Annotated in this window: 13 protein-coding genes; 2 read left to right on the forward strand and 11 right to left on the reverse strand. The window is 37.7% G+C overall.

Features of this window, described 5'->3' with window-relative positions:
* Positions 1 to 117 precede the first annotated feature (117 nt).
* Positions 118 to 5277: an HYR domain-containing protein gene (locus TEGAF0_RS06410; protein WP_264901021.1), complete on the reverse strand. Its 5160-nt coding sequence runs from the start codon at positions 5275 to 5277 to the stop codon at positions 118 to 120.
* A 208-nt stretch (positions 5278 to 5485) separates the two neighbouring features.
* On the opposite strand from TEGAF0_RS06410, the gene TEGAF0_RS06415 reads away from it, so the two are divergent.
* A complete protein-coding gene (locus TEGAF0_RS06415; protein ID WP_264901023.1) occupies positions 5486 to 6763 on the forward strand; it encodes a hypothetical protein in 1278 nt (425 codons plus the stop codon).
* On the opposite strand, the gene TEGAF0_RS06420 is transcribed toward TEGAF0_RS06415, so the two are convergent.
* Positions 6744 to 8369 carry a M1 family metallopeptidase gene (locus tag TEGAF0_RS06420; RefSeq protein ID WP_264901025.1) on the reverse strand — a complete coding sequence of 542 codons (1626 nt, stop codon included), beginning with the start codon at positions 8367 to 8369 and terminating at the stop codon, positions 6744 to 6746. The genes TEGAF0_RS06415 and TEGAF0_RS06420 overlap by 20 nt on opposite strands.
* A 64-nt stretch (positions 8370 to 8433) precedes the next feature.
* On the opposite strand from TEGAF0_RS06420, the gene TEGAF0_RS06425 reads away from it, so the two are divergent.
* On the forward strand, positions 8434 to 9345 hold the full coding sequence (locus TEGAF0_RS06425) for an alpha/beta hydrolase (RefSeq protein ID WP_264901027.1): 912 nt from the start codon (positions 8434 to 8436) through the stop codon (positions 9343 to 9345).
* On the opposite strand, the gene TEGAF0_RS06430 is transcribed toward TEGAF0_RS06425, so the two are convergent.
* The 9 genes from TEGAF0_RS06430 to TEGAF0_RS06465 form a co-directional block, all read right to left on the reverse strand.
* Positions 9340 to 9696, reverse strand: a complete 357-nt coding sequence (locus tag TEGAF0_RS06430) for an iron chaperone (RefSeq protein WP_264901029.1) — start codon at positions 9694 to 9696, stop codon at positions 9340 to 9342. The two genes, TEGAF0_RS06425 and TEGAF0_RS06430, sit on opposite strands and share 6 nt — an antisense overlap.
* A 47-nt stretch (positions 9697 to 9743) precedes the next feature.
* Positions 9744 to 10796 carry a BlaB/IND/MUS family subclass B1 metallo-beta-lactamase gene (gene bla / locus TEGAF0_RS06435; protein ID WP_264901030.1) on the reverse strand — a complete coding sequence of 351 codons (1053 nt, stop codon included), beginning with the start codon at positions 10794 to 10796 and terminating at the stop codon, positions 9744 to 9746.
* Positions 10797 to 10802: 6 nt separating this feature from the next.
* Positions 10803 to 11000 carry a YqaE/Pmp3 family membrane protein gene (locus TEGAF0_RS13595; protein WP_026752465.1) on the reverse strand — a complete coding sequence of 66 codons (198 nt, stop codon included), beginning with the start codon at positions 10998 to 11000 and terminating at the stop codon, positions 10803 to 10805.
* A gap of 25 nt (positions 11001 to 11025) precedes the next feature.
* Positions 11026 to 11463 carry a hypothetical protein gene (locus tag TEGAF0_RS06440; RefSeq protein WP_264901031.1) on the reverse strand — a complete coding sequence of 146 codons (438 nt, stop codon included), beginning with the start codon at positions 11461 to 11463 and terminating at the stop codon, positions 11026 to 11028.
* Positions 11464 to 11468: 5 nt separating this feature from the next.
* On the reverse strand, positions 11469 to 12488 hold the full coding sequence (locus TEGAF0_RS06445) for a peptidyl-alpha-hydroxyglycine alpha-amidating lyase family protein (protein ID WP_264901032.1): 1020 nt from the start codon (positions 12486 to 12488) through the stop codon (positions 11469 to 11471).
* Between the two features lie 27 nt (positions 12489 to 12515).
* Positions 12516 to 13442 carry a hypothetical protein gene (locus tag TEGAF0_RS06450; protein ID WP_264901034.1) on the reverse strand — a complete coding sequence of 309 codons (927 nt, stop codon included), beginning with the start codon at positions 13440 to 13442 and terminating at the stop codon, positions 12516 to 12518.
* A gap of 42 nt (positions 13443 to 13484) precedes the next feature.
* Complete coding sequence (locus TEGAF0_RS06455) at positions 13485 to 14852, reverse strand: GrpB family protein (protein WP_264901035.1); 1368 nt, start codon at positions 14850 to 14852, stop codon at positions 13485 to 13487.
* Positions 14853 to 14888: 36 nt separating this feature from the next.
* The gene (gene pulA / locus TEGAF0_RS06460) at positions 14889 to 16850 is read right to left on the reverse strand and encodes a type I pullulanase (RefSeq protein WP_264901037.1); all 1962 of its coding nucleotides are present in this window, start codon (positions 16848 to 16850) and stop codon (positions 14889 to 14891) included.
* A 224-nt stretch (positions 16851 to 17074) separates the two neighbouring features.
* Positions 17075 to 17566, reverse strand: coding sequence for a DUF1572 domain-containing protein (locus TEGAF0_RS06465; protein WP_264901039.1), 492 nt, complete (start codon positions 17564 to 17566; stop codon positions 17075 to 17077).
* Positions 17567 to 17572 lie beyond the last annotated feature (6 nt).

Raw genomic sequence — 17572 nt, forward strand, 5'->3', positions numbered from 1 at the left:
TAACCAATTTGAGAGAAAACTTACGGTTTTATGACAAAGATGAAAGCACCAAATCTCCAATAACAAAAGGGGCCGTCTTTGCAGACAGCCCCTTGAGGTTTTAGTTTTAGTGTAAACCTATTTGAGCTTTATTAACTGAACCACTTTGCGTTGGTTACCTTGAATAAACTCAGCAAAGTATGAACCAGGAACATAGCTTTGACCCATTTGCATGGTACTGTTAGCTGGTTGTTTAGCTTTTGCATCAATTACTCTACCTGCAGCATCTACTACTTTAATATTCACCGGCAATTCAGATTTGCTTGCCAATTTCAATGTGAAGTAAGTAGTGCTTGGATTAGGCATTACCGTAACTTTTAAGTCATCGGCAACTTCTACTGGCTCTGAAGTTTTATTGTACACTGGTTGCGCATCGGCAGCTGCTATTGGGCTGGCTGATCCACAAGCGTAATTGTTCCAGATTACATTCTTTCCTTCACCTTCCACTTCATAACCAATGAATAAACCAGTCATTCTAACAGTGGTATTGATATGGTTCTTGTGACATCCTTCGCCACCTTTTACTTTGATGTCTCCGGTAGGTGCATAAATATTCGCAATCACAGTTGTGTTACCACCTTTTACTTCAAACTTCTGATCGCCATCGCCGTGTCCTCTGTCGTGATCATCATCATCGCTGTCATTGTTCTTGTGCTTATTGCAATCATGGTTAGACTGTCTGCCTAAGTAGAAGGTAACTTGGTTAGCATCTGGATTGATAAAGCAATCTTCATCAATCTGTACATGCTTGGAAACACGAACACTTGTATTGTTAGCAAATCTCACCCGAGTTAATCCATTATCAGGTCCCTTACCTACTTTCAGCTGCTCTACATTAATGACAGTGCTGGTAAATCTTACCACACTTCCTTCTTCAATATCAATGTTTCCGAAAGTAGTACCAGACAAGGTTACGTTTGATCCTTTACGAATCTTCAAGTTCTTGTAGTTACCACTTAAGCTGATAGTAGCTCCTGCATTGGTGGTATAGTTAGGTAAGCTACTTGTATTGGCACTGTTGTATTGCATAGTAGGTAAAGCAACACTTGCTACCCCTATCAAACGAATTGGAACAGTTGCGCCTTGTTTCACTTCAATCTTCGGAGCTTTAACAAATGCACCCGGTGCAGCAACAGAACTGTTCTTACCAATCTCTGCTTCTCCTTTCTTACTCATTACCCCTACACTACCTGTTTGAACAGTGTTGTATTCTTTTAACTCTGCTTCTTTGTAAGCAAGTATGGTATAGTTGCTGATTGTATTCTGCTTGCTGTATTGATAAGTAACTGCAGCAAGGCTAGTGCAACCTTTATTATCTGTTACCAATAAACTATAAGTACCATCTCCATTGGTATTATCCAATGAAATCGCCTGCGTGCCTGCAAATGGATTGTTATTGTATATCCAAGCATAGCCGGTAATTGGGCTGGTGCTATTTCCAATAACAGTTAGCTTATTACAGAATGCATCCGGATTAGAAGTACTAATGGTTGCTGTTGGTGCTTTATTTACCGTTACTACTAATGTTTTAGTAGAAACGTTACCATTGACATCTGTTACTGTGTAAGTAATATTGCTGGTTCCAACTGCAAATGCAGTGCCTGCATCATAGCCAGATCCACTTCTGGTAGTTGCTCCTGTGATAGCGAAGCTAACAGTTGCAATTCCACAGTTGTCAGTTGCACTTACGTCTTGCAAAGTGTAAGTTCCAGACGTATTCTCACAGAATACCTGAGCAGCAGGTGTAGTAATAACAGGAGCTGTATTATCGGTTACCACCACTTCAAATGTTGCAGATGAAGTACCTACTGCATTGGTTGCAGTTGCGGTAACAATGGTTGTACCTAAAGAGAACACAGAACCTGGTTCATGAGAATAGGTAATTGTAGAAGCAGGAATTGCTGTAGTTTCTGTTGCAGCAAAATTTACTACCGCACTACAATTGGTTGTTGAAGCATCCACACGAATAGTTGCTGGCACAACAATAGATGGAGCAACCCCTACTACGGTTACAGTGAAAGAAGATGTAGCGGTTAAGCCTGAAGCATCTGTTACTACAAATGTGTTAACAGTTGTTCCAATTGGGAATACAGCACCGCTAGCTAATCCGCTTGTTTGTGTTGTTGTTGAACCAGGCATATTATCAGTTCCAACCGGAGCTGTATAAGTTACAGTTGCTCCAGCAGCTGAAGTTGCAATTGCATTAATATCTGCAACTGTGTTAATGGTTGGTGGTGTTATATCATTTACTTTAACTGTAAATGTACAGGTTGTTGAACCACATGAATTGGTTGCTGTAATGGTTACAGTTGTAGTACCAATATTAAAGATAGAACCTGATCCTGTACCTGAACCACTACCATTTGTTGCTCCACTGAAAGTATAAGATAATGTTGCTGCTGGTGAACCCGTTGCAGTTGCAGTATAAGTAACTACTGCGCTATTTAATCCAACTTCATTGTCTACCGTCTGATTACTCGCACATGCGGTAAACACAGGGGCTTTATTTACTGTTACAGTAATAGGTGATGAAGTTGTAGTACAGCCTGCTGCATCAGTAACTGTTACAGTATACAATCCATCAGAAGTTGCCGAAATTGACGGTGTAATTGCAGAATTACTCCATAAATATGTTTGCCCAGCTGGTGCTGTAGACACCCACGTAGGATTATTCATTAAGGTACCATTACCATTTCCTGCAGCATCTGCAGTTGAAGTTCCGAAACCTTCATTAAACTTATAATATCTAACTAAATTAGGAGTACCAGATGGTATTGGAAGCGCTGCTGCATCAGATAATACTTCTGCATTTGTGCGCTGAACATTCCATATTCTAAGATCGTCAATAGTTCCTCTAAAGTATCTTGAATTACCATTCCATGCACCTATATTATATCCGGCATTACCTACTACCGAAACGGTAGAAGAATAAGTAGCAGTGTTTATTAATATCCCATTAACATAAAACTTAACAAATTTTCCTGATTTAGAATAAACTGCCGCAATTCGGTAAGTCGTATTAGGTATAAAATTATAAGTGGCATATTGGTCTGTGGGAGATGCGCTATTTAATGCGAATTGCAATCGGCCATCTGGGGCAAATTGAAAGTGTATTGTACCTGGAAACCAACTGTTGTGGTTCATAATTACTTTAAAATCGCCACCTACTAGAGAAGTTGGCGTTACAGTGGCTTCAATGGTAATGTCATCAGTTGCTGCAAAACCGTTTGCTACATTCACATATTGTGCCCCATTAAGCTGTAATGCATTTTGAGCAGCACTCAATGTTACATTGCTTCCTTCACAAAATGTTGTGGACCCACTTGCTGTTATATCTGCAATTGGTTTATTAACAGTTACTGTGAATGTATTAGAAGATGTTCCAACTGCATTAGTAGCTGTTGCTGTAACAGTTGTTGTTCCAACAGGGAATGTTGATCCAGGAGCAATTGAATAAGTAATAGTAGATGCAGGGATACCAACAGTTTCTGTAGCTGCAAAATTTACCACAGGATCACAGCTAATGATATTTGCTGGAACTACGATAGAAGGTGCAACACCAGATACATTAATATTAAAATTCTGAGCTGTATTTGGATTATAATCATGATGGTAAGTATCCTCTAATTTTAAACTAACTGGATGCGTTCCAACATTGGCCAATGTAGGAGTACCTGAAAGCGTACCTGTTCCATTTCCATTATTAGTAAAAGTTAACCATGAAGGAATATTAGCTCCAATTAATTTTAACACATCTCCATATTGCACATCAGGATCTAATCCTGTAATTGTATAGCTGTACAACTGACCTACGTAAACACTTGTAGCCGGCGTAGAAGTAAATTGAGGCTTTGTATTTACAATATAATTAAGCGTATGTGTAGTTTGGTCACCATAAGAATCTGTTGCGGTAAAAGTTACTGATTTAGGACCAAATGCAATAGGTGTTGGCGTCCAGCTAAGATTCAAATTGATTGGATTTGCTGCAACCGTGGGTAATACCGAAGAAATACCATATCCAGCAGGCATCCCTGAAATAGCTGTAATTCTAACCACATCATTAGGGTCTGGATCACTGGCACGAATAGTTGCGGTGTAGGTTTCGCCTGTTTCTAGGTAAGTCTCACTATTGTTAACAGGACTAGGTGCAACAAATACAGGTTTTAAGCTAATTGATATGGTAACTGAGGTAGTTGTTTGTACACCAATATTATCGGTAGCTGTAAAATTCACAACAAAAGTTCCAAATTGACTAGCTGTTGGTGTCCAAGAGAATGTGCTGGAAACAGGATTTCCAGTACTAGGTAAGGATGGGCTTGTAGTTGCACCTGGTGGTAAACCAACTGCAGACAAGGTTACAACATTTCCTGCATCGTTATCATAGGCTCTTATTGGAAATGAAATAGTTTGTCCTGGTGCGCCTTGGAATACTCGTCCGTTCATTGGTGTAACCAAATAATCAAAAACGGGCGGAGTTGAATTCTGCGTTATTTTAATAACAAAGTCAACTGTTACTTTGGTTTTTCCTGTACCATCTGAGATAGTAAAAGCCACATTCCATAAGGAACCTACTGCTTTACCAATGGTATTAAAACTTACCAAACCTGTAGTTGAGTTAATTGACAAACCCGTAGGATTAGTTCCACCACCCATTTCTGCAGAAGTAGCTAAACGATAACTAAGCTGATCGCCATCCGGATCAAAGGCGGGAATTTGAAAAGTGGCAGCTGATAAACTCGTTGGGAGATTCACAGTTGCAGCTATGGTTGAAACAGGCGAGCTATTTCCCGTTCCAACGTTTACGATTGTTTCATTTCGCCAAGCTTGATCATTATTGTTAGATAAATTACTGATTCTACAACAACTACCAAAATATGCAGTATAGTTTCCTGCACTTGCATAAGTATAGCGGAAAGTAGCTTCTCCATACCACCATCCTTCTGCTGCATTAATGGAAGTAATTACTAATGGAATTTGTACAGATGCTCCATTACCTAGATACAACTGGTCCATTACTTGCGTGCTTCCAAGGGTATACCCTCCTCCAAAAGCCCAACCTCCATAAGATTGAGACACTTTAAACTCGACGGTATTCCCACTAATGGGACGCCAACTAATAGTACCGCTTCTAAAGTGGGCAGCATTGGCAATGGTTGAATAACAAATTAGGGCTAGTATTAATGCGTGCTTGAAAACACGGCTCCCCTTTGCATTCAATGTGTGTAGAATTGATTTCATTGTTAAGTTTTAGACTTAGGAATTAATTAGGTAGGAATCGGATAATAAAATCATTAATTATTCGCTAAATATATATTATTCGGCATAAATTGTAAACGGATTGTTAAAAAAGAAGCTTAAAAAGAGATTAAAGTTTTAATCTGTTAAGTATTAGGAATGAGTAAATTGTTGTTCAATTCAACATATTGAATAATCAAAAGACTTAACCATGCAACTCCTTATAGTATTTGCTACCTTTTTTACAGGTTTTCTGGATACTACCCGCAAACCAACTTTCAAACTTCTCCCAGCCCCCAAAGTGGTTTTCAATTCCTTTGTGGATTGCAATATGGCAGAAGTATGGGTGGCAGACACTTTCAGGATCTTTCCCGGTAAATACGGTGAAGATCCACTCTGGGGTTATGCAAAAGACCTTAAATATTCAGACGGTCCTAATGCCAGTGTTGTGTTTCAAAATCCAAAAGAAAAATTTTTTAGCCCATCAATGCCATTGAATGCCCCTATTGGAAAAAAGGGATTGCACGGTGCCGTCTGGTTCGAAACCGTTTATCAAGACAAAAAAGATCAGAGTGGAAAAACTTTGTACGCCCTTTACCACAACGAAAATTACCCAATCACATTACCTTATGACCCCAAAACAAAAGAGGGCTATACCAACAGTAAACTTTGGCCACAGGGATTAACAGGCCTTGAAAGTCCGGCAGCAGTCTGTAGAATTGGTATTATGAAATCGATGGATGGCGGAAAAAGCTGGGAAAACAAGGGCATCATATTGGAAGATCTGGATCAAAGAATGATTTTAAAACCACACAATACTTCTAACACATTTGCCGGAGGAGTTGGCGATCCTTCAGCGGTTGCTAGTGGGGAATATCTTTATATTTTTTATGGAGAGTATGGCTATCCCGGCGTGTATAATCCCTCCACTTATGACCCAGCAAAAGAAGCAGCAGGACAGTGTATTAGTATAGCAAGAATTGCATTAAAAGATTTAGACAACCCTATTGGCAAAGCCAAACGTTGGAACGGAAATTCGTTTTCCATTGCGCACAATAGTTACGGAAAACCAGTGAAGAACCTTCAAATTCCTTTGTCTGAAAAAGGAGGCCCCGCTTCTTCTCCAACGGGTGGATTTCATTGGGGTCCTTCAGTTAGTTGGAACACTTATTTAAACTGCTGGATAATGTTAATGGGAAGAGTAGAAGGAAAATCCTGGATTGGAGATAAAATTTATATTTCCTTCAATCCCAACAAAGATTTGGGAGCAGGTAACAACAGTCAGCAATGGTCTAAACCTGAATTGTTGTTCCAGAAACCAGGTTACATTCTGTGGTATCCTTCATTGCAACCATTGGATACCGAAGAAGACATTAAAGAAAAATATACTTCTACGCGTCTAGGAAAACGAGCGAGATTCTTTGTAAAAAGAATTAAACCAGAGGATGACTCATATGCGTCTGAGCATATTATAGAATTTGAGCGATAAGTTTATTATTGGGGTCTACAATTATTTTATCAGGTGCTTGCTTTAATTGAAAAGTAAAATTCTTTTCCGCCTGGTCAATCTGAACTGTAACTACTGTAGGCTTGCTATTTCCCTTTTCATAGTACCCTAATTCAAGGGGCATATTGAAATAAGCACCACCCTCTTGTAATTGCTTGACCTTTATTTTTAGTTGCTTCAATTTTGCATCATAAGCCCATTCCGCTTTTAATTTCGGCAAGCTGGGCTGGTATAACCATTGCTTAAAAAATTGTTCCAGCTTTTTCCTCGATGCCTTTTCCATTTCAACTCTAAACTGATCTGTAGTTGTATTAGCATTATAATATTTCTGATAATAAGATTGAATACCCTTCTTAAATGCAACGTCTCCAATAAGCAATCGAAGCATATGCAATATCCAAGCTCCTTTCTGATATGTCAAGTTATTGGTAACTGCTTCTTGCTCTGCTGTTCTGTCTGCAACTATACTATACTGTGGCCACTTGGGCGACATATCCAAAACCGTTTTTCTTGCTTTTTGTAACCCTTTATGAAACGCTTCTTTCCCATATGCATGTTCAATAAATAGCAGGGTAAAGTAAGTGGCAAAACCCTCACTCAACCATGCATCATCCCAGGTAGACTCTGTTACCGCATTGCCAAACCATTGATGCGCTATTTCATGAATCACCACGTTTCGAGTTCTTTCATCTCTTTTACCATTCACTAAATCTTCCCCATAAAAAATGGCAGAAGAGGTTTCCATCCCTCCATTTACACTCGGTGTTTGAATATTGGCCAGCTTCTCATAAGCAAATGGCCCAACATATTTGGAGTAAAACTCGAGAACCTGCTTGGTAGGTGCAGCAAAATCATAAAATCCAGCATCTCGATTTTTGGCATACACCCAAGTTTGAATAGACTTGCCTTCAAACTGATCAACATATTGAACCGCAAACTCCGCTACTCCCAAAACAAATAACCAACTAGAAACTGGAATCGATTGTTTCCAATGTGTTAGTTTTTGATTATTTCCTAAATCTGACTCTTCTAGTAATAAACCATTAGAAACAACTTTATATTTAGCTGGTGCCGTAACAATAAATTCAGAAGTAGCTTTATCATAGGGATGATCAATAGTGGGTAACCAATGCCTGGTTCTATTGGGCCAGTTTTCATTGAAAAAACTTCGGTCTCCAAATTTTGTAGCACCAATCCTAAGGCCATCAGCGGGTATGCCATGGTATTGAATTCTGAAAACGATTTCCTCTGCTTCTTTTGTTGGATTATTCAAATGAATCAATAGTGCATCATTGTTATGTGAATATTGCAATGGAATACCCCCGAAGCTAATCGCATCTACTTTCATTCCTTTACGCTGTCGCTTTTCGGTTTGGTTAGCAAGGTCTAAACGAAACTGGCTCATACCAGCTTTATTGAACCTTACTTTAATATGGGTAATACCTACAATTTCATTAGTGCTATCAGATAAGGTTAAGCCAAATGAATAATGCAAAACATCCGCCTGTTTATTAATGGGATAATGGTCTGCCCATGAAAATATAGGAATCAATAAAATTAGTATTGCAATGCGAAGATGTTTACTCATTGTATAAAATTGAACTATAGTAATTTACTGAAAATCCATTTAACTTCATAGGAATTAACCAGCAATGAAACTCATATTCTTCATAGCCTTTTCGCTAACAATGACATTTACCAGGGCACAGCATGAAATTCCACTTTACAGAGGAAAAATACCGAAATCAAAAGATTGCGGAACTGAAAATAAAACCCAGATAAATCAATGGGGACAAGAGGTATACACAAAAGTAAATACTCCTACTTTAACCATTTATCAAGCCAATAGTGCTAATATTAACAAAACTGGGGTACTCGTGATACCCGGCGGTGGATACTCAATTTTAGCAACCAACCATGAAGGGCACGATATAGCCAAAGCATTCAATTCTATTGGCGTTACAGCTTTTGTTTTGAAATATAGATTACCGAATGATTCTTGCATGTATAATAAAGAATGGGTACCTTTCTTAGATGCACAAGCTGCAATGAAGCATATCCGAGACAATACTATCGAATATGGGATTAATCCTGATAAAATAGGCGTTATTGGATTTTCTGCAGGAGGTCATTTGGCCAGTACTTTAGCTACCCAATATCAATTAAATATTACTGATTTGGGTTCAAGAACAAATGCAAGACCCAATTTTGCCATATTGGGTTACCCAGTCATTAGTATGGAGGAAGACTCTATTGTTCATAAGGGTTCTAGGAATAACTTGATTGGGAACGATGCATCTTCTGCTACAAAAGAACAGTTCTCTTCTCATTTACAGGTAAGCCGATTTACACCTCCTACTTTTTTGTTCCATGCCAAAGACGACAAAACAGTTTCTGTTGCAAATAGTATTAAAATGAAAGCAGCATTAGATGCGCAGAAAGTACCAGCAGAATTAATGCTAATGGAAAAAGGTGGGCATGGATTTGGATTAATCAACAAGCAGGAACCTTCTGATTGGTTCAAAGTTTTACAGACCTGGATGAAGGGACAGGGATTTTTATAAAATCTCCTCAGCCCTGAAGCGAATCATTGCTGTTATTAAGGATAAAGGCAATGGTTGATCTAGTGGAAATTGTACGGCACCTTTAGATGTTTTATACGCAGCCAATTCTTTAGCAAATTGCTTTATAGGTGAGGGCGTGGGATAAAAGCCAATATGGTTTTTATTTACCGCATAATAAGCCAAAGGTTTCTTTATTTTAAATGCCGGCATGCCATAGCTAATGCCTTCCGTTGCTTTGGGTGCGGCGGTCAAGATTGCCTTTCTTAATTCTTGTAGCTTTTTTTGAATTATTTTATCAAAACATTGATGATACTCATCAATGGAATTGTAGTTAAGATGGCTATTATTCATACAAATATTTGATTGAGTTAGAAAAAATTTAAATACTTGATTAATTGCTATTTTTTTGCCCAGTAATCTAACACAGTAACCTTATCTAAAATATTAGGTAACAATTTCGTGAAAGCCTGATGCACTGGATGAACCAAATAGGCATCTCGGTCTTTTTCACTAGAAAATGTCAACAAGAAGCAATGGGTTTGCCCTTGATTCAATAATTCAGGACTGTTATTTACTCCCCATTCATATTTCTTGATCAACTTTATTTTTTGAGGCAATTCTCCAAAAGCCTTAATAGCCATTTCAATAGAGTCTTTGTTGGCGTTGACTTTCCAACCGAACAATACCACATGTCGTAGTTCTTGCTCTTCAATTAATTGTTTAGCCAACTTTATAGAATTTTTTAATGAATTGATATCTTTCCAATCACTATGGGTAGTGATGATAAATTTAGGAGCAGGAAATCTTTGCTGCACATTGATTAAAGTACGAGCATAATCCTTGGTATTACCATCGCCCAAATAACCTAAGTTTTCATCTTTAGCCCCTTTGATTAAACAGCCCCCTATTAGAATTTTTTCTTTTGGAAACCAAATAACAATATTGTCCTTGGTATGCCCTTCACCAGGGTAGTAAGTTTCAAAACGGTAAGTATCTATAGAAAAACTAGTATCCTGTTTGAGTAAAAACTCCGCGCGTTTGGCATTATTCACTTTACTCAAACTATCCGTAAGTGCAGTGGTATATGTTTTAATTCCTAATTTACGATAGTACTCCAAGCCAGCTGTTTTATCACTATGCCAATGAGTAGCTAATGCTATGATCACATTTTGTTTATGCCTTTTTTGTATACTATCTAACAGTGGTTGAAACTGGGTAGTATCCCAAGGGGTGTCAAATAATACTACCCCTTTCTTTGTAACTAAGTAAACACCATTGGCCCTCACTTTACTATCCTGATAGGTATTATAAGTTGTGTATACATAAAAGTTACCTGCAAGTGATTCAATCTTGAGTTTTGGACTAGATTGAGCAAATGCAGAACTTGAGAATGCAATGCTAAATATAAAAATCGTTATAGAAAATGTAAGATGTAGCTGAAAGAGTTTCATGTTGAATTATTTTGACTTCATTGCCTTAATTAATTTCTCATTTCGCTTATCGGCCCTTGCATTTTGTAATGAAATAACAGCCCAGATAGCTGCTGGAATCCAACCAATCAATGTAATCTGAAGTATGAAACAGATAAATGCTGTAAAAATTCTTCCTCGAAGGAAAAAGGAGAGGGCTGGAAAAAATATTGCAATGAGGGTCATAGAGAGTATTTCTTTACTAATATATTCATTTATTGCGCATGTACCGATAAAAGCCAAAGAAGATAATACCACATGCTGTTAACATAGTCAGGGTTAATGATATCAATAAAAACCCAATTATTGACTCAATAAATAAAGAGCCCTCTATCCCTCCAGCAATTGGCATCATTTTCCCAAAACCAGTAGCGGCACCAATCAACACAGCCAAGAGATTCGCAAATGCGCTGTAGACAACCAAATAAAAAGCAATGGAAGTCATTTCTTTTGAGAGTACTAATCGGTCCCATAGAAGCCCTAGTAACATTAAAAACATTCCATTCATAATACCTTCCAGATGGGCAGACAAACCCATTCTTGGATTAGGCAGGAATTGAATACTCAATCCTACTAACAATCCCATAATGAAAAGCAGTAGACCCAATAAAATAAGATGGGCTGATTTCTTTTGCATATGGATACTCATATTGCCTAGTTTTTGGGTCTAAATTTCAACAGCTTTAATCCGGTGATATCTCCTACGTAAACATTCCCATTTTTATCAACTGCTATATCATGGAACCAGCAACTCTTCCTTTCTTTTTTACCTGAAAGCCCAAAATGCTGGAATACGCTACCCCTAGCATCACATTCAAAAAAAGTTGAGCCATTAGCGGCACTATCCTTATTAAGGGATGGATCATAATCAATAGCGAAAACTTTATTCTTCAAATCAATTGCAAGAGATGGTAACTGCTGAACCGCTGCATCATTTTGTATTACACCTTTATAATTGCCATTTGTATCAAATAATTGAATACGATTGTTTTGTCGATCGGCTACATAAATAATATCCTTATCATCAATGGCTAATCCGTGAGGAATATTAAACTGACCCGCTCCATTACCAAAGGTCCCCCACTCCTTTATATATTTACCAGTTGGTGAAAACTTAACTACCCTGCTATTTCTGTACCCATCACTCACGTAAAAAAAGCCCTCTTTATCTACCGTTACATCAGTGGGCCGATTGAAGTGTAAAGAATCATTTCCTCCTTCTCTTGCTACTCCCAGCTTCAGTAAGAGTTTTCCATCATGTGAAAATTTAAAAACCTGGTGCAAAGCCACATCCGTTACCCAAATATGATTGTTTTGATCTACCATCAAACCATGTGGCATCACAAAATGATTGGCTCCCCAGGCATTGATCTGCTTTCCTGTTTCAGCATCAATTTCAAAAATAGTCGGAACTGAAATTAGTGAATCAGGAAAAGGCTCTACCCATTTTCTACCTGTACGTTGAAAAACAAAAATATGATTGCTCTTATCAATTCCAATTCCGGTTGGTTGACTGACAATTAACTGATTAGCTTGCGCATTCCAAGTTGAATCAGCCACATAACTTGCAATGGTATTAACTTTTCTATTAGCCCTGCTTTCTATACATGCTTGTGCACTAATAATCAGCAAACAAATAAGGATGTATTTAAGACGTTCAAGTTGGGAAATCATAATTAATTACATCAGAATTATAGAAATTTATTTCACTAAATCATATTCATTTTCTATTGCCTTCTTAAGTTTAAGCCCGTCTTTTTCCATTTCTTGCAACGTCCACAGATATATTTTAGCACTTTGAGAAATAGAGATTCTGGTATTACTATATTCTTTTATCAGCGCTAAATCGTTAGTCATTAATTTCAAATCAGTTGGATATTCAAGATTTGGGGTTTCATTAAATGGAGAAACAGCAAATCCATTTTCACTGATTGCCTTAGCATAAGTTGCCCATTTATCAAAAATCTTATTACTCAATACTTGCCCAACATTAATACGTTGTTCAACTCTTTCAGCAATTCTATTTACAACATCTCTCCATGACCAATATTGATTTATTTGTTTGATAATTGAATCATTTCTTATCAATCGTAAATTTCCGGAACTTCGCAACTGAGTAATGGTCTGATCGCGCAGGAAAGGAGTCAATAATGCACTATAAGTATTCAGTTGCCTATACAGTGTAGGAATATTTTCAGATAAATCAGATTGATTTAAATTGGCAGTCAAGGAATCATAACCCTTAAGTTGATTTTGCATTCTTGCTAATTCAAAATGTATAAACCCTGTATCACTTTTAATTTCATCAAGTAAGTCAGTCATGTACTTCTTTTCTTTTTGGTGCTCTACATAATGTTCTACTTGTATCTCTGCTAAGAACCCGCAGAAAACAGCTAAAAACAACATAAAGAATTCCCAGAAATAGGACTTCCAGGTCTTTTTTCCGTGATCGTGATGCGCGTGGTGATGTACTTCCATAGTGTCGGTTGATTCAGTTGTTTCGGTTGATTCTGTTGTTTCAGTTAAATCTGCTTTTTTATCTAATCGGGACTCAACAGAATTAATTTCTTCAGAAAATGAATTTTCTTCGGGTTGTTCAAAGCTCTTTTCTGGAGTATTGTCGGACATTATTTTCAAAATTAGTTTATGAAAAGTTTTAACGAAGCAACGTTAATCAAAGTCATATTCCTGCCTTAACTGACTCATAACAGAAGTTGCAGAAGCTCTATAATCTGGCCAAGTTGTTAATTTAATTCCCCTCATCATTAATAATAAATTTCCCGCGAGGTTAATTGCTTCATCCCTATCCATTTGTTCTGGCTTCTTAAAAAATGGCTTTATCTCATTCACCGGGTTCTTTCTTAAGTAAGCATCTGCAACACTAAGCTTACCACTATTCATAAATTGTTCCAACCACATATAGTCCAAATGCTTTAAATAAAAAGTACGCAATGAATTAGACATATATAGTAATTCTCTTTCATTTCGCATTCGAATAAAATGGATACTAGAATAAAGCTTACTAATAGCATCTTGTATGGACTGCTTTTTAAAATAACGCCTACTACCTGAACTTTGTAATTGTATTAATACGCCATCAGTTGGCTCAAAAATTGTTTTATTTGAAACAGTTATGTAAGCAAAAGCCATAGCGCGAATGGCAGAGTCAGCTTCCTGTTTAAAATCTGCTTTAGCAAAATATTGCATCAAGTATTTCAATGCCAGTTCCTTCTCCAATCTCAATTCCATTACTTTATTCAGTCGAATAGAATCTTCATACAACTCTGTGTAAAGACTTTTGGCCAATTCTTTTGCCCGATCATTTTCGATTTTATGCTCCAACTGATACTCTGCCAAAAAACCGCAGAACACTGCTAGAAACAACATAAAGAATTCCCAGAAATAAGACTTCCAATTCTTTTTTCCATGATCGTGATGCGCGTGGTGATGTACTTCCATAGTATCGGTTGATTCAGTAGTTTTAGTTGATTCGGTTGTTTCGTTTGATTCAGCTATATTTTCAATCGTAGGATAAAATTTATCTATCAATGAATTAACGTGTAATTCCTTAAGGGCTGCATAGGATTTCTGGTCTTGGCCTGCTTTTTCGGCAAGGTCATACTTTAATTGCTGGTATTCTGCCTTTGCCCATTCATTATTGCGCAAATAATCTCGTGTTATCAAATGGCGTTGGAGAGCAGGACTGTCAGCAGAACAAACATATAAATGGTGTCGGATGGAATCAAGCACTTCGTGTTGCCCACCCTCTTGTCGTTTAAAGACTTCCCGATCTTCAATTCCCTGATTACCTTTGTGGGAATAGCCGATTACTTCCAATGCTGTTTTAATAGAATGAAAATCAATAGGATCTTTATACACGATATCAATATCAATAATGGGCTTAGCGGCTAATCCAGGAACAGCAGTACTCCCAATATGCTCAATCCGATAGTTTATTCCCTGCAATGCCTTATCCAAGAACTGTTTGATGGCATCAAATTGGGAATTCCAATGTGGAGAATAAGGATGAATAAGCATAAATTATTAAGCGGTATAGGATATTAAATATACCAATTATTGATACAAAATCACCGCAGAACTACCATCAATGATCAATTGATTTCCAACCAAAGAAGATTGGCTGTGGATAGAAGCAATTTTCCAATTTCCAGCCGGCAATGCAACCTTTTCCGCCGTTAGATTTCCATTATAGCCTACCCAGATTTTTTTCCAAGTATCTCCTACTGCAGCCCCATTTATAGTATATCCAATCACTCCTTTGGGCAAATCAGATTGAAACAACAAGTATTGGGCAATTTGTTGAGCAGTCTGCATTCTGAAGGCCGGGTGTGCTTTTCTAATTGCAATTAAAGTCCGGAGATACTGATACGTAGCAAAGTGCTTGGACTTCAAACTCCAGTTAATGGCATTGATGCTATCCCCACTGTTAAATGAATTCTCTACTCCATACTTAGTCCTCAAGAACTCTGAACCCGCAGTTAAAAATGGCGTACCCTGTGCAGTTAAAACAATCGCATAGGCCAGTTCATGCATTTTGATGCGCTGTTTCTCCGTAGCATCTTTATAAGATAGGGCAATCTTATCCCAAAGAATATTATTATCGTGACAATCTGCATAATTAATTACACCCGCTGGACTCGAAGTATAGGATGCTTTTGAATAATTTACTTTATCGTAATCAATTTGGGGATGCTGTCCTGCAGCTACCACACCAAATTTTACCGACTCCGCATTGTCGATTTTACCAGTAGCAAAACCCCGGTCATCAATATTAAAAACACTTCCTTTAATGCCATCCCGCATATCGTCACTAAAAACAGCTATACCTTTGAGCATGCTTGCATTTTTCTTTAGCGCTCTCTTATCATCAGACAGTGGTGATCCCCCAGCTGTCCATCCCTCTCCATACAAAACAATAGAAGGTTTAATTTTTCGCAGCGTATCAGCTATCAGATTCATTGTTTCAATATCATGTATCCCCATCAAATCAAAACGGAATCCATCCACATGATATTCCTTTACCCAATACAAAACACTTTCCAGCATAAACTTTCTAAACATGGCTTTATCGCTTGCTGTTTCATTACCGCAAGCACTGGCATCTGAAAAAGTTCCATCGGGACGTTTGCGATAATAATAGTCCGGTGCGAATACATTAAAATTGGATTGCTGTGTTAAAGCAGTATGATTGTATACCACATCCATGATTACTCGCAAGCCATTACTGTGTATTGCCTGTATGGTCTGCTTCAATTCTTTAATACGTTGTTTGCCATCTGCAGGATTGGTACTATAAGAACCTTCTGGAATATTATAGTTTACGGGATCATAGCCCCAGTTGTATTGGTTCTGCTTAGTTTCGTCTACACTATTGTAATCGTAAAAAGGCAGCAAATGAATATGAGTTACCCCCAACTCTTTAATATGAGAAAGTCCTGTAGAAAATCCGGCTGCATTTTTAGTCCCACTTTCTGCCAACCCTAGAAATTTACCTTTATTTTTTATCCCGCTATTGGGATGAATACTAGCGTCTCGAACATGTAATTCATAAATGATTGCATCGGTTTGCAAATTCCGATTCGAGAAAGCAGGAGATTGATCTTTTTCCCAGCCTACAGGGTTGGTTTCTCTCAAATTAATTACTTGTGCTCTTACTCCATTCGTGCCACAAGCTTTGGCATAGGGATCCAATGTTTCCGCACTCCATACTCCATTGATATTTACCTGAAAAGTATAATACTGATCTTTGATGTTTTCATTGATAGTAATTTGCCAAACGCCATTCAAAGTTTTTTCTAATGCAGCGGTGCGATATAAATCGCCGCCCATATCGGATTTGTACAAATTAATTCGAACCGCGGAGGCAGTTGGCGCCCAAATTTTAAAAGTTGAACCTTTAGCCGTATAAGTCAATCCTAAATCGTTACCTGTATAAATAGGATAATTGGCGGTAGGGTCTTGGGCTGCTATTTGAGTAGCAATAATGAGCAGAATAAATAATAAAAAGTTTTGCATATATAAATAGGGTTATCAACCTTGAACAGATTGTTTACTTCTCCTATAACGAATAATATTACCGTAGGTATAAATGATTGAAACAACCAACAAACAGCCACGCGTTATAATCTTCAGATTATCATTTTTCAGATAAGCGTCTACGATTCCCACAATTAAAGTAATCACTAAGATAGTTCCTAGAATTGCGCCAAATAATGCTTTGTTAGTTTTAGGTATTGAATTCATTTTACTTTCTTTGGAATAGACAAGGACTCCCAGTTTGCATCACATACCATTTTACCGATAAAAACAATTTGACCTACATGATAAGGATAATGGGCCAGCTGGCGATTGATAGCTGCCGTAACTGTCCAAGGTTCCTTTCTGATATAGATGGTTCTGTCTAAATCCTCTACAGACAAATTATCGAGTACCTCATAAAAACATTGCCAACCTCTCTCCCACTTTTCAAGGAGAACTACCCTTGTTAGTAATTCCTCTTCGAACTCACCGTCGCGCATCCGCCATTCTTTTTCACCATCTGTTGTAAATACATCTGTCCAGCGAGAAAGCATATTACCAACCATATGTTTTGCTATAATGGCAATAGAATTACTCTCTTCATTGTATTTCCAATTCAATTGTTCATCTGTTAAGCGAGAAAAAGTCTTTTCCGCTAAATTTTTATAATATTCGAATTGCTGTTTTGCACTAATTAGAAACTCGTTTTGCATGTCCAA

It is taken from the genome of Sediminibacterium sp. TEGAF015 (genome assembly GCF_025997995.1).
Taxonomy (GTDB): domain Bacteria; phylum Bacteroidota; class Bacteroidia; order Chitinophagales; family Chitinophagaceae; genus Sediminibacterium.